A 13381-nucleotide genomic window follows, 5' to 3' on the forward strand; every position below is an offset into this window, starting at 1 on the left:
ACCCACAACCCCCCGCCCCCGCCGCGCCCCCGGGGGGGGGCCCCCCCCCCCCCCCCCGCGCCCAAAAAACACCCCCGCCCCACGGCCCGGGCCCCCCCCCGCGGGGGGGGGGGCCCCCCTTCCGTGCAACCGTCGTGTGCGTCAGCTGCGCAGCGACGCCGGCGGGTTGAAGCGCTCGCCGTACTTGGCGGCGAGTTCCTCGGCGCGCTTGACGAAGCCTTCCTTGCCACCCGGGTAGCCGACGATGTACTGAGCGACACCACCGGTCCAGGCCGGGAAGCCGATGCCGAAGATCGAGCCGATGTTGGCGTCGGCGGTGGTCTCGAGAACACCCTCGTCGAAGCACTTCTGGGTCTCGATCGCCTCGGCGAAGAGCATGCGGTCGATCAGATCCTGCAGCGGCACATCGAGGGTCGCCTCGGTCTTGAAGTGATCGCGCACACCCTGCCAGATGCCCTGACGCTTGCCGTTCTCGTCGTACTCGTAGAAGCCGGCCTTCTCGAGACGACCCGGACGACCCTGCTCGACCATCCAGTCGACCACGTCGAGTGCGGGATGACGCGTGGTGCCGAGCTTGGTGTCGCCCTGCTTGGCGGCCTCCTCGGATTCCTTCGCGATCTTCTGCATGAGCTTCATGTTCAGCTCGTCGGTCAGCTGCAGCGGCGGAGCCGGGTAACCCGCCTGCGAACCGGCCTGCTCGATGGTCGCGGGCTCGATGCCCTCGCCGAGCATGGCGATGGCCTCGTTGACGAAGGTGCCGATCACACGCGAGGTGAAGAAGCCGCGACTGTCGTTGACGACGATCGGAGTCTTGCGGATCGCGAGCGTGTAGTCGAACACGCGGGCCAGGGCCTCGTCGGAGGTCTTCTCACCCTTGATGATCTCGACCAGCGGCATCTTGTCGACCGGCGAGAAGAAGTGGATACCGATGAAGTCCTCGGGACGCTTGACGCCGGTCGCGAGACCGGTGATGGGCAGCGTCGAGGTGTTCGAGCCGAGCAGCGCGTCGGGATCGACGATGTCTTCGATCTCCTGGAACACCTTGTGCTTGAGCTCGGTGTTCTCGAACACGGCCTCGATGACGAAGTCGACGCCCGCGAAGTCGGCGGGGTCGGCCGTCGGCGTGATGCGGTCGAGCAGAGCCTTCGACTTCTCCTCGGTGGTCTTGCCACGCGAGAGGGCCTTGGCCTCGATCTTCTCCGAGTAGTTCTTGCCACGTTCGGCGGCCTCGAGGGTGACGTCCTTGAGGACGACGTCGAAACCGGCCTTGGCGGAGACGTAGGCGATGCCGGCGCCCATCATGCCCGCGCCGAGAACGCCGACCTTCTTGATCTCGCGCTTCGGCACGTCCTTAGGACGCGAAGCGCCCGAGTTGATGGACTGCATGTCGAAGAAGAACGCCTGGATCATGTTCTTCGCGACCTGGCCGGTGGCGAGTTCGACGAAGTACCGCGACTCGATGGTCGACGCATTGTCGAAGTCCACCTGCGAGCCCTCGACGGCGGCGGCCATGATGGCGCGCGGAGCCGGCATCGGGGCGCCCTTGATCTGCTTGCGCAGGTTCGCGGGGAAGGCCGGAAGGTTCGCGGCGAGGGCCGGGCTGGAAGGGGTGCCGCCGGGGATCTTGTAGCCCTTGACATCCCACGGCTGGATGCCGCCCTCGGGGTTGGCCTTGATCCATTCCTTGGCGGCCGGAACGAGTTCCTCGACGCTACCCACGACGTCGTGGACCAGGCCGATCTCCTTGGCCTTGACCGCGTTGTACTTGTTGCCCTGCAGCAGAACCGAGAGCAGCGCCGTCTGGATGCCGAGCAGGCGCACGGTGCGGGTGATGCCACCGCCACCGGGGAGCAGGCCGAGGCTGACCTCGGGCAGACCGATCTGCACGCCCTTGACATCGGCAGCGATGCGGCGATGCGTCGCGAGGGCGATTTCGAGGCCGCCACCGAGAGCCGCGCCGTTGATGGCGGCGACGACGGGCTTACCGAGGGTCTCGAGACGACGCAGGTCGGCCTTGATGCCCTGAACCTCGTCGAACGCGACCTGCGCGTCGTCGGGGCCGATTGCGATGATGTTGCGCAGGTCGCCGCCGGCGAAGAAGGTCTTCTTCGCGGAGGTGATCACCACACCGGTGATGGAGTCCTGCTCCTCGTACAAACGGTCGACGGTGGCCTTCATCGACGCCTTGTACAGCTCGTTCATCGTGTTGGCGCCCTGGTTCGGATCGTCGAGTGTCAGCACAACGATGCCGTCGGCGTCCTTATCCCAGGAAATCATGTTGTCGCTCACTGTTTTTCGAATTCCTTCCGGTGTCAGACGCGCTCGATGATGGTGGCCACACCCATGCCGCCACCGATGCACAGGGTGACGAGGGCGCGCTTGGCTCCGCGGCGCTCGAGCTCGTCGATCATGGTGCCGGTGATCATGGCGCCGGTGGCGCCGAGCGGGTGGCCCATCGCGATGGCGCCGCCGTTGACGTTGAGCTTCTCGTCCGGGATGTTCAGGTCCTTCTGGAACTTCAGGACGACGGAGGCGAACGCCTCGTTGATCTCGAACAGGTCGATGTCGTCGACCGTCAGGCCCGCCGAAGCGAGAGCCTTGTGCGCGGCCGGCGTGGGGCCGGTGAGCATGATCGTCGAGTCGGCACCGGAGGTGGCCGTGGCGACGACGCGGGCACGCGGGGTCAGACCGAGGTCCTTGCCGGCCTGCTCGGAACCGACGAGCACGAGTGCCGCGCCGTCGACGATGCCCGAGCTGTTGCCGCCGTGGTGGACGTGATCGATCTTCTCGACGAAGTGGTACTTCTGCTGCGCCACGGCGTCGAAGCCGCCCATCTCACCGATGGTCGCGAACGACGGCTGCAGCTTGGCCAGACCCTCGAGGGTCGTGTCCGGACGCATGTGCTCGTCCTGATCGAGGATGGTCAGGCCGTTCTGGTCCTTGACCGGCACGACCGACTTGGAGAAGTAGCCGCCCGACCAGGCTGCCGCCGCGAGCTGCTGCGAACGCAGTGCGTAGGCGTCGACGTCCTCGCGGGTGAAGCCCTCGATGGTCGCGATGAGATCGGCGGAGATGCCCTGGGGAACCAGGTAGCTGTCGTAGTTGGTGGCGGGATCGAGCATCCACGCGCCACCGTCGGAGCCCATGGAGACACGCGACATGGACTCGACGCCGCCGGCGAGAACGAGCTCGTCCCAGCCGGAGCGGACCTTCTGCGCAGCCATGTTGACGGCCTCGAGGCCCGACGCGCAGAACCGGTTGATCTGCACGCCGCCCGTGGTGGCCGGCAGGTTCGCGATGGTGACAGCGGTGCGGGCGATGTCGGCACCCTGATCGCCGACGGGGCTGACGACACCGAGGATCAGGTCGGAGATACGGTTCTCGTCGAGATCGGGGAATCGAACACGCAGCTCGTCGATCAGGCCCGTAACCAGGGAGATCGGCTTGACGGAGTGCAAAGAGCCCGTCTTCTTGCCTCGGCCGCGTGGTGTTCGGATGGCTTCATAGATGAATGCCTCGGTGGTCACAGTGCGCAGGTTCCTTCCCGTGCTTGCGGAGCGACAGCACCCACGGCCCTGCAGAGGGCCGCCGTGCCCAACCTCTCCTACGATAGAAGCGGGCACCCCTCGGCCGTAAGGACCGAAGCGATCGGTGTCCGTGACCGAACCGAACGTCCGCAAACCCCTTACGGGACCACCGCCGCCCGCAGGCGCGGCGCCGCATACAGGACTTCTCGCAGCGCATCGAGGGGGACGGGGGTGCCGACGAGCCCGCGAGCACGAGGCGCCCGCCCACATCGAGGCGCGACACCAGCGACGCGATCGCATCCGCCGAACCCGAGAAGTCGAGACGGACGTCGTCGGTACCCGTGCGCAGCAGGGCGGTGAGGATCATGTCGGGGTAGGGGCATCCGCGACCGGCGCCGGCGGGTGTGAGAGCGAGGTCGTGCCAGCCGAGTACATCGAGCAGCCTGACCTGGGTGGATCGGCTGAATCCTGTGGTGAGTACGACTTTCACGCCGGCCTCACGCAGCTGCGTGATCGCCTTGCCGGTGCCCGTGCCGGGGGCGGCGGCGACGTCGCCCTGGTCGACGAATCGGGGCGTCCGGTTCCGGGATGTCAGAGGCCGAGCAGGTCGGCGGTCTCCTCGCCGAGATAGAGGCCGAGGGTCATACCGCGGCCACCCGGGCCGGCGACGACCCATACGTCTTCGTCGGCCTCCGCGCGGTGCACGAGCGCGTGGGGTCGATGCACTGGCTGTACACCCCGGCCCAGCGCCGGACGACGCGCGGCAGTCGGCGGCCGAGGAACTCCTCCGTCACTGCGACGAGGTGGTCGTAGGGTTCTTCGTCGACGTCGAAGTCGAACGGTTCGTCGTAGGCGTGGGTGTCGCCGGCGGTGAGGCCGCCGTGCAGACGCTGGACGCACAGCAACTGCATGCGATGCTGCGCGGCGACGGGTCGTTGCTCCTCGGAGGCGGTGAGCTCGTCGAGGGCGGTACCGGCGAATCCCGGGTAGTAGCGCAGGCTGTCGCCGTCGGCGATCGACGTGGTGAGGTCTTCGCCGAGCGGTGCGGTCTGCATCATCTGCAGCCGGACCCTGCGCAATGGCAGGTCGCGGGCGAGGCCACCGAGTGTCGCGCCGGGACAGACGAGAACGAGGTCGGTCTCGTGCACGGTGCCGTGGTCGTCGCGCACCTGCACGGTCCCGCGGGCCGTGCGGGAGACGTCCCGGGCCTCTGTGGACAGCAGGAACCGGTAGCGGCCCGAGATGGCGAGATGTTGCCGGATCGCCGGGAGCGCGATGCGGGATTCGACGGCAGCGTCCGTGCTGCATTGCAGTGCCGCGAGGAAGTTACCGCGTAGCGCGGGGTTACGGCGGCGCGTCTCGTCCGCATCGAGCAGGGCGAATCCCCGTCGCTGCGCGTCGTCGCGTGCGACCGCTTCCTCCGCGACGGCGACCTCGGCGGCGGTGCGCGGCAGCGTCAGCGAACCGTTCGCGCGGAAACCGACGTCGGGAACGCGGGCGCCGAGGTCCTCCCACAGCTCGCGGGACCGCAGGGTTAGGGCCGGTTCGTCGAACTCCCGGTGAAACAGTTGGTATAGACCGGAATTCGGTTACGCTGGATGTGTGGCCACCGTCGTTCGCGAAGCGCGCACTCTCAAGCACCAGATCGTGCGCCGCCAGGTCGAGTGCCTCCTCGACCAGCTCAGCGTGGGAGATCAGGTCCCCTCCGAACGCGATCTCGCCACCCGGTTCGACGTCGCCCGCGAAACCGTCCGCCAGGCACTGCGAGAACTGCTCGTCGACGGCCGCATCGAACGGCGGGGCCGCAGCACCGTCGTCGCCGGCCCGAAGATCGTCCAGCCCCTCGTCATCGGTTCCTATACCGAAGCCGCCCTGCTCGAAGGGCGCAGCGCTGGGCGTGTGCTCGTCGCGTGGACCGACCTCGTCGCCGACGACGAACTGGCCTGCCGCCTCGGTCTCGAACCCGGCGATCCCGTCCTCGAACTCGAACGTGTCCTGCTCGCCGACGGAGTGCATGTCGGACTCGAACGCACGCGCCTTCCCGCACACCGCTTTCCGGATCTGCGCCGGACGCTCGATCCGTCGTCGTCGCTGTACGCCGCGATCCGTTCCTACGGGATCACGTTCGCGCGGGCGGTCGAGCGGATCGAGACCACGCTGCCGGATGCGCGCGAGGCGGCGCTGCTCGACGCCGACACCCGCACACCGATGCTGCTGCTCGAGCGGATCTCCTACGACGAGAACGACGTCCCGATCGAGCATCGCCGGTCGCTCTACCGCGGCGACCGGATGTCGTTCGTCACGACCGTCACTCCCTGAGCAGCAGGTCAGTCGACGCCCAGGCCTGCTTCCCGCGCACGGACGATCGCGCTCGCCCGGTCGGCTGCACCGATCTTGCCGAGGATGTTGGACACGTGGTTGCGCACCGTCTTCTGGCTGAGCACGAGTCGGCGGGAGATCGCGGCGTTGTCGAGTCCGCGGGCCACGAGGTCGAGGATCTCCCGCTCCCGTCCGGTCAGATACGGGAAGACCGCCGACGTGTTGCGGGAGGTCGCGACCGCCGCAAGGGCTTTCGCCGCGACCGCCGCACCGACGATCATCTCACCGTCGGCCACGGCCCGGATCGCCCGTTCGACCCCCGACGGATCGGCCCCTTTGACGAGATAACCCGAGGCACCGGCACGGATGGAGGCGATGAGGATGTCCTCGTCCTCGTGCATCGTGACCATCAGGATGCGGGTGCCCGGCGACTTCCGGAGGATGCTGCGGGCCGCGTCGATCCCCGATCCGTCGCCGAGTTCGATGTCCATGAGCACGACGTCGACATCGCCGGTCACGACCTCGAGGGCCTCCCCCACCGAACTCGCCTGGCACACGACGTCGATCCCGTCGAGAGTGCCCAGCAGTGCCGCCATACCGAGGCGGAAGACGGGATGGTCGTCGACGACCGCAACGCGTATCGCTCCGTTGTCGCTCATGATTCGGACCAGGGTAGCCGCGCCCGCACCACGACACCGCACGGGTCGCCGGGTTCGATGCCCACCGTTCCGCCGACCTCCCGGGCCCGTTCCCGCATGCTCTGCGTCCCCACACCGATTCGTGCGTCGGTCGCGAGTCCTCGTCCGTCGTCGACGATGTCGAGGGCCAGCACGTCGCCCTCCGCCGCGACCCGCACCGTGCATTCGTCGGCACCGGAATGCCGTCGCGCGTTGATGACCGCCTCGGAGGCGATGCCGTAGGCGGCCCACGCGATCGGCCCGGACATCCCGGCGGGGAGGTCGGACCGCAGGTCGACGCGGAATCCCGCGCGGGCGTGGGTGATCACGAGTTCATCGAGTGCGGCGGTGAGGCCGAGTTCGTCGAGAACCGGGGGCAGCAGACTGCGCGAGAGCTCGCGGACACCGTCGACTTGCCGATCGAGTTCGCGGAGCAGCTCGTCGACGAGTCCGGCCGCGGCGTCCGGGTCGGTGGTGACGAGATTGCGTGCGCCCTGCAGGCCGAGCCGCACCCCGGCGAGCGACGGGCCGAGACCGTCGTGCAGTTCGCGGCGGATGGTGCGGCGTTCCTCGAGTCTCACCTCGGTGAGGCGGCGACGCGCGTTTTCGAGGTCCTCCGCCGACCGCAGTACGACGAGCCCGGCGTCGACGACGGTCGCGAGTTCGGTGAGCGCCCGCCGGCTGCGTGCCCCGAGCGATTCGCCCGGAGGTGCGGTGACGGCGAGGGCGGCGTCGCCGTTACCGACCGGAACCTCCTCGACGGGTCCGGTCGCGGTCCCCCAGCGTGCGATCACGTCGCCGCCGCGGCGCACCTCGACCGATTCGAGACGCAGTGCGGTGCCGATTCCGGCGGCGAGTTCGCCCAACAGCAGGTCGGGCGAATCGGCACCGGCGAAGTGCCGCCCGAGGATCCGGACGGCGCGTGCCGGGTCGACGCCGTCGCCGTAGACGAGGCGGTGCACCTTCCGGCCGAGCCACATCCGCACCGGCTGCACGGCCAGGGCGACGGCGGTGGCGGCGACCGCCTGGGCGAAGACCGATTCGTTCGGGAGCACCAGCGACACCGCGACCGTCACCGCGAGATAGGAGGTGACGAGCACGGCGGTGAGACTGCCGGCGAGCGCGGCGCGACCCACCGCGAGGTCGATGCCCCAGAGTCGTTGGCGCAGCACGACGGCAAGGATCGCGACGGGATAGAAGGCCTGCGTCGCGAGGTGGAGCAGCGGTGTGAGCATCCACGGCACGTCCGGGACCGCCAACGGGATGTACGAGGCTGTCATCAGGGCACTGCCGAGCGCGAGCCATCCCGTCCCGGATCGTTCGCCCGCCGAGGCGTGACGGCGACGCCACTCGACGTGCCCGGAGGTCAGGAAACCCACGGCCACAACGGGTCCGACGAACCAGATGTCGGCGATGTCGGTGAAGGTGCGCGCCCAGAAGAACCAGGCGATCGTCAGGACACCGACGCCGATCCCGGCCCGCACCGCGGGATCGGCCGGGCGGTCGCGGACGAGCCACGGCACCACCAGGAACAACGCGAGTGTCCCGGGGATCCAGGTGGTGTTCTGCAGCGGACCGAGGAATCCGACGGGCAGTTCGGGGCGGACGAGGGCGAGCTGGGTCCAGCTGTAGGACATCGCTGCCACACCGACGCCGATCGACGCGACGGCCAGCAGGATCGGCACGGCGTGGATCCGGCGGGCGAGGATCACCCCGGCGACCGTCCCGTAGACGGCGGCTCCGACGACGTCGACGAGGAAGAACAGCTGGTCGGAATCGAGCGCGGGCCGTGCCGCGACGAACACGACGACGGCCGCCACGGCGAGCAGCCAGGAGACGACGGCCACGACTGCGGCGGGTACCGGAGCCCCGGTACCCGCCGATCCGGTCGTCGTGACGGTGTCCTTCATGGTGCGGTGAGTATGCACCGCCGTGTCCTTGACGCGGCAGGTATACGCCGCTGGGCCGCTCGCAGTGGCACTAACGTGCACGCCGGTCCGCGAGGGCGAAGCCGACTCCGGCCACCAGCACCCACACCGGGCCGGTGAAGCCGGCCATGTACTGCAGTGGGGAGATGCCGAGGAGCAGTGTCAGACCACCGAGAACGATGCTCGCCCAACCGATCCACCGGGGCGCCGCGCGGTGATGCAGGACCGCGACCGCGACCGCGACGCCGCTGACACCGGCACCGACCCACAGCCATGGGATGGTGCCCATCCAATGCGAGGCGAAGACCGCCACCTCGGGCACCATCTGATCGGTGTTGCCGAGGCCGAACAGCAACTCGGTGTCGAGTCCGGTGCCCATGAGGGTCGCGACCGAGGTGAGCACGAGACCGAATGCCGCGACCGTCGGCACGAGGCTGAATTCCGGAGTGCCTGCGCGCAGTCGGCGCTGCAGTCCGGCGGCGAAGACGAGCAGCAGCGTCGTCGACACCATCAGCGTCAGGTGCATGACGAGCATGGGCGTGCGCTGCCCGGCGAACTCGGTCATGATCGCCACCGCGTTGCCGGCGGTGCGCTCGTTGTATGCCGCGCTCATCGCCATGCTCGCCTGGATGCCCACGACGCCGGCGAGGCCGGCGACCGCACCCGTCCACGCCCAGAGCGAACCGAGGCCACGACGATCGGGAGCGATCGGCGCGAGGGGTTCGGTCTCGGTGCCGAGAGTGTTCATGAAGGTCCCTTCGGATCGATGCGACGCCCTGCGCGTCGTAAAGGAACGATCCGGTGCCCGATGTCCCGGGTGGAAGGGACGACTGTCCCGACCTTCCGGGATCGCCGCCGGCGTCCCTCGTCGGGCAGACGTCGTGCACCTACCACAACCGAGGGGAGGTTGTGTGCGATTCTCCCGACGGAAACGCACACAACCCCCCCCACGACCGAGGATGCCGACGCGGATATTTCCGTGGGCTGCCGGATCCGCGTCGCCCCGAATTCACTCAGGGATTTCGGGTGCGGCGCTCGTCCGCCGAATGAAGAGCGGCGACGGACGCGAAGGCCGCAGCCAGTACCAGTAACAACAACACAACATTGAGTGCCATGGAATGTCCTTTCACGGGGCCGGGTGAATTTCTCCCGACTTCGAAACAGGCGCTCCCCTCTTCTATCCTATTTACGAGAAGTATGCGAGTCGACGCATTTTCCACCGGCGAATTCGATACGTTCGTAATTCGCACGCCGCGGAATTCCGGGTCGGATATTTCGTGGGAAGTACGGCGGATCAGCCCAGTGACCTGCGCCTCATGTGCGCCTGCCGGCGGTAAGCAGTGCCCCGTCGGTTCCTAGGGTGGTACGACGTGGCGGAAGCGAGCGGAGATCATCGGGTCGTCGACCTTCCGCTGCCCACCCCCGCCCCGTTGCGGACGGCGATGCTGTCGGTTCCCCGGCAAGGACGCCGGTGGCCCGGCGCCGCGCGCGCAGCCGCCACGGTCGCGGTGCCCGGTCTCGTGGGCGTCGCTCTCGGATTCGGCGCCGTCTCCGCCATCGCCACACTCGGCGCTTTCGCCGTCGTCTACGGCGAGCAACGCCCCTATCGCGTCCGTGCCCGAGCGGTCGCCGTCATCGGGACGGTGCTCGTGACACTGGCGACGATCGGTGCCCTCGCAGGTTCGGTCGTCCACCACGAACTGGCCGCGGGCGGGTCGGCGTGGTGGTACCTGGTGGTCGTCGCGGCGATGACCGCGACCGTCGCGGTGTGCGCCTTCGTCGTCGACGCCCTGCGGATGGGTGCGCCCGGCGCCTTCCTGATGTTGCTGTCCCTCGAGATCGCATCCGCTCTCCCCGCGCTGGGAGTGTCCGTCCCGACGGTCTCGGCGTGGACCGCGATCGGCGCCGGAACGGCCGTCGTGGCCTCCATGTCCGGTGCCCCGTTCCGGCCGCGAACCCCGGAACGCACCGCCGTGGCCGCGGCGGTCGCTGCCGTCGACGCGGTCTTCGAGGAGAACTCACCCGGCAATCGCCGCGCCGCGGTCCACGATCTGCACGCGGCCTGGCAGTGCCTGCACGACGCCGGACTCATCGATTCGGGGCATCCGCTGGAGCAGACGCTGCGCGCGGCGCACCTCCGATGCGCGGAGACACTGGACGAGCGTCCGCGGGACGAGGCAGTTCCCGAGGACGATCTGCGACTGCGGACCCCGCTGCGACGCCCCTCCGTGCGGTACCGCCTCGCGCGCGCCGCGCACCTGCGCAGCCGGTCGGCGACGATCGCGGTGCGCCTGCTCGTCGCGGGACCTCTCGCCGGGACGATCGCCATCGCGCTGGGCGTCGGACGTCCCGACTGGGCGGTCATCACGGCCGCGATGATCCTGCATCAGGGACCGGATCGGATCCTCGGCTCCTACCGGGCGGCGCACCGCTTCCTCGGCACCGTGCTCGGACTCGTCCTGGTGGCCTGCCTGACGCCTTTCCATCCCGGTGGTGTCGCCCTCGTCGTGGTGCTGGCCGCGGTGATGGCCGGCACGGAAATGTTCCTGGTGCGGAACTACGGCCTGGCGATGGTCTTCATCACCCCACTCGTCGTCGTCCTCGGCGGGTTGGGTGCCCCCGGCGATCTGGTGACGGTCGCGCGCGACCGCTTCCTCGAGACCGTTGTCGGCGTCCTCGTCGCGCTCGCGGTGCTGTGGGGCGTACTTCCCCGGGCCCACCGTCGCGTCCTCGACTTCGCCGACGGCCGCGTCCGCGACGCCGTCACGAGGATCGCCGCGTCGACGGACGTCCGCGAGCTGCCCGAACTGCGCCGCGACCTCGAGTTCGACCTCCACGCCTCCACCACCGCGGCCGTCATCGCCGCGCACACCGAGCCGGCGTGGACCCGGGAACGCTGGATCGAGCACCGCCGTCTCCACGAACTCGGCTACCGGATCCTGACCCTCCCGGAACGACCGGGCCCCTGAAGCAGGGACCCGGTCGCTTCCGTCGGAATACGCGCCGTCGTCAGAACACCAGGACTGCGAAGACGGTCGAGAGGATCAGCCCCGCCATCACCGGCAGGAAGCACTTGCGAGCGAGATCGAGCACGGGCACCCGGGCGAAACCGGCCACCGCGACCAGCGAGGACCAGGCGATGATGACGCCGCCACCGGCCCAGATGTTGCCCATCTGACCGATCGCCGCGAGCGTCGAGGGGTCGACGTCGACGGCCGGTCCGAGAGCACCCGACAGCGCACCGGTGAGGGGCAGTCCGCTGAATCCGGACCCGTCGAGCCCGGCGACGAGGCCGATGAGCAGGATGCCGAAGGACGTGATGAAGGCGTTCTGCGGAAGGTGCGACTGCACCGTGGTCACGAGGTCGAACAGGATAGCCGGGCCTGCGGCGTCGGCGGAGATGCCGAGGATCGGTCCCGCGAACTCCGGATTGCCGATGAAGAAGAAGCCGGCGATCGGGAGGACGCAGCCCATGGCCTTGAAGGCGAAGACCAGGCCGTCGACGAGATGGTCCGAGGTGGTCTCGAGGAAACCTCCGCGGTCGGTCGACGCTGCGGCGGCGAACAGGATCAGCGCTGCGATCCCACCCACGATCGCGGCGGCGTCACCACCCTGCAGTGGCGGCACGACCTCGGTGAACTTGCCCAGCATCAAGTAGACGATGAACGCGAGGTAGGCGAGCGGCACGAGCATCGCGAACGCCTTCGCGGTACCGCGGCGTTCCTTCTCCGCCGCGGAGTCGGGGTCGGCGATCGGGTCGGACGGCGCCACGAGCACCGCCGTGGCCGTCGCCGCCTGCTCTCCGCCGCCGCTGGGGCCACCGGCGGGTTCCGGCCGACGCGGAGGACGGGAGCCACCCCCGTCGCCCGAGGAGTCGTCACGGGTCTCGCCGATGCCGCGGTCGGCTGTGTCACCGATGCCGCGGTCGGCTGCGGCCTCCCACTCGACGAGGAGGTCGGGGGACGGTGCACGCCAATGCCGCTTCTGCACGAGGTAGGTGATCAGCAGAGCCGTGCCGCCGACGATCAGGGACAGGACCATGGCTTTGTCCGCCACGGCGTCGGCCTCGACGCCGGCCGCCGATGCGGAGATACCGGGCGCCACCTTGATGATGTAGTCCGAGGACAGCGCCATGCCCTGGCCGCAGATCGCGATGACCATGCCCACCGACAGCGGGGACATGCCCGCGCGGATCGCGACGGGGATGAGCACCGCGCCGACGAGGGGCACGGCCGGGGTGGGCCAGAAGAACAGGGAGATCACGTAGGTGACCGCGGCGAGGACGAGGAAGCTGCTGGTGCCCGCACGCATGACCCGCCGGAACGGCGCGACCATCATCCGGTCGGCGCCGAGCTGGCGCAGCGCGCCGAGCATGGCCGTGACCATCGCGATGATGAGGAAGATGTTGAACAGTTCCTTCGCCGCGACGAGGCTCGCATTGAAGATGGCCGACAGTCCCGTGACGATGCTGCCGGAGAACGTCAGTGCGGTCAGGAAGGTTGCGACGACTGCAGGAACGACGATGTTCTTCCGCAGGGCCATGGTGGCCAGGATGACGAGGATGCCGGCCAGGTAGACCCAGTGCGCGGCGGTGAGTTGTACGTCCAAGGCGATTCCTTCGACAGGGGGTGGAACGAGTCGGGCTGTGTTCGTGGACGGTGAATGGGAACTCGATGTATTGGGGGAACTTTCCGCTACGGCCCGTGCTCGGTCAACGAGAACGGTGCACAGTGCCCGCCACGCTAGTTGTGCACTGTGTTCCACTTTTGCGATTTCGTGACGACGAAGCGCTCCGGTGTGAAATATTGCTACGAACATGTGTCGCGCGCCCCGCGCCGCCCTCACGACGTCGTCGAATATGCACCCTGCACCGGCTCACGCGGATCCGATGTGCACCTTCACTCCGCGATGGCGATGCATCCGACGGTAG

General features: G+C 68.6%; 8 protein-coding genes and 1 pseudogene. 2 read left to right on the forward strand and 7 right to left on the reverse strand.

Annotation, left to right across the window (positions count from 1 at the left end; genetic code table 11):
- Window positions 1–141: 141 nt before the first annotated feature.
- From A5767_RS09770 to A5767_RS09780, 3 genes and pseudogenes are all read right to left on the reverse strand, one after another.
- Window positions 142–2289 (reverse strand): 3-hydroxyacyl-CoA dehydrogenase NAD-binding domain-containing protein, encoded by a 2148-nt coding sequence (locus A5767_RS09770; RefSeq protein ID WP_197483228.1) that lies wholly within the window; start codon window positions 2287–2289, stop codon window positions 142–144.
- Between the two features lie 23 nt (window positions 2290–2312).
- On the reverse strand, window positions 2313–3527 hold the full coding sequence (locus A5767_RS09775) for an acetyl-CoA C-acetyltransferase (protein WP_064852190.1): 1215 nt from the start codon (window positions 3525–3527) through the stop codon (window positions 2313–2315).
- Between the two features lie 591 nt (window positions 3528–4118).
- A pseudogene (locus tag A5767_RS09780) lies at window positions 4119–5113 on the reverse strand (FAD-dependent oxidoreductase); the annotation flags it as partial.
- 16 nt (window positions 5114–5129) lie between these two features.
- Between A5767_RS09780 and A5767_RS09785 the strand changes: the two are divergent.
- Window positions 5130–5846, forward strand: a complete 717-nt coding sequence (locus A5767_RS09785; RefSeq protein WP_019290267.1) for a GntR family transcriptional regulator — start codon at window positions 5130–5132, stop codon at window positions 5844–5846.
- Window positions 5847–5854: 8 nt separating this feature from the next.
- On the opposite strand, the gene A5767_RS09790 is transcribed toward A5767_RS09785, so the two are convergent.
- From A5767_RS09790 to A5767_RS09800, 3 genes are all read right to left on the reverse strand, one after another.
- Window positions 5855–6505: a response regulator gene (locus tag A5767_RS09790; protein WP_019290268.1), complete on the reverse strand. Its 651-nt coding sequence runs from the start codon at window positions 6503–6505 to the stop codon at window positions 5855–5857.
- A complete protein-coding gene (locus A5767_RS09795) occupies window positions 6502–8433 on the reverse strand; it encodes a sensor histidine kinase (protein WP_064852191.1) in 1932 nt (643 codons plus the stop codon). Before A5767_RS09795 ends, A5767_RS09790 begins: the two co-directional genes overlap by 4 nt.
- A 70-nt stretch (window positions 8434–8503) precedes the next feature.
- A complete protein-coding gene (locus tag A5767_RS09800) occupies window positions 8504–9199 on the reverse strand; it encodes a hypothetical protein (protein WP_064852192.1) in 696 nt (231 codons plus the stop codon).
- A 622-nt stretch (window positions 9200–9821) separates the two neighbouring features.
- On the opposite strand from A5767_RS09800, the gene A5767_RS09805 reads away from it, so the two are divergent.
- On the forward strand, window positions 9822–11420 hold the full coding sequence (locus A5767_RS09805; protein WP_033097930.1) for an FUSC family protein: 1599 nt from the start codon (window positions 9822–9824) through the stop codon (window positions 11418–11420).
- A 40-nt stretch (window positions 11421–11460) separates the two neighbouring features.
- On the opposite strand, the gene A5767_RS09810 is transcribed toward A5767_RS09805, so the two are convergent.
- On the reverse strand, window positions 11461–13059 hold the full coding sequence (locus tag A5767_RS09810; protein ID WP_064852193.1) for a hypothetical protein: 1599 nt from the start codon (window positions 13057–13059) through the stop codon (window positions 11461–11463).
- Between the last annotated feature and the right edge of the window lie 322 nt (window positions 13060–13381).

The organism is Rhodococcus sp. 852002-51564_SCH6189132-a, from assembly GCF_001665495.1.
In the GTDB taxonomy this organism is placed as follows: domain Bacteria; phylum Actinomycetota; class Actinomycetes; order Mycobacteriales; family Mycobacteriaceae; genus Rhodococcus; species Rhodococcus pyridinivorans.

Excerpts from the sequence above, each read along its gene's own strand:
- A5767_RS09790 (WP_019290268.1), bottom strand. The coding sequence starts at position 6,505 with ATGAGCGACAACGGAGCGATACGCGTTGCGGTCGTCGACGACCATCCC.
- A5767_RS09795 (WP_064852191.1), bottom strand. The coding sequence starts at position 8,433 with ATGAAGGACACCGTCACGACGACCGGATCGGCGGGTACCGGGGCTCCG.
- A5767_RS09800 (WP_064852192.1), bottom strand. The coding sequence starts at position 9,199 with ATGAACACTCTCGGCACCGAGACCGAACCCCTCGCGCCGATCGCTCCC.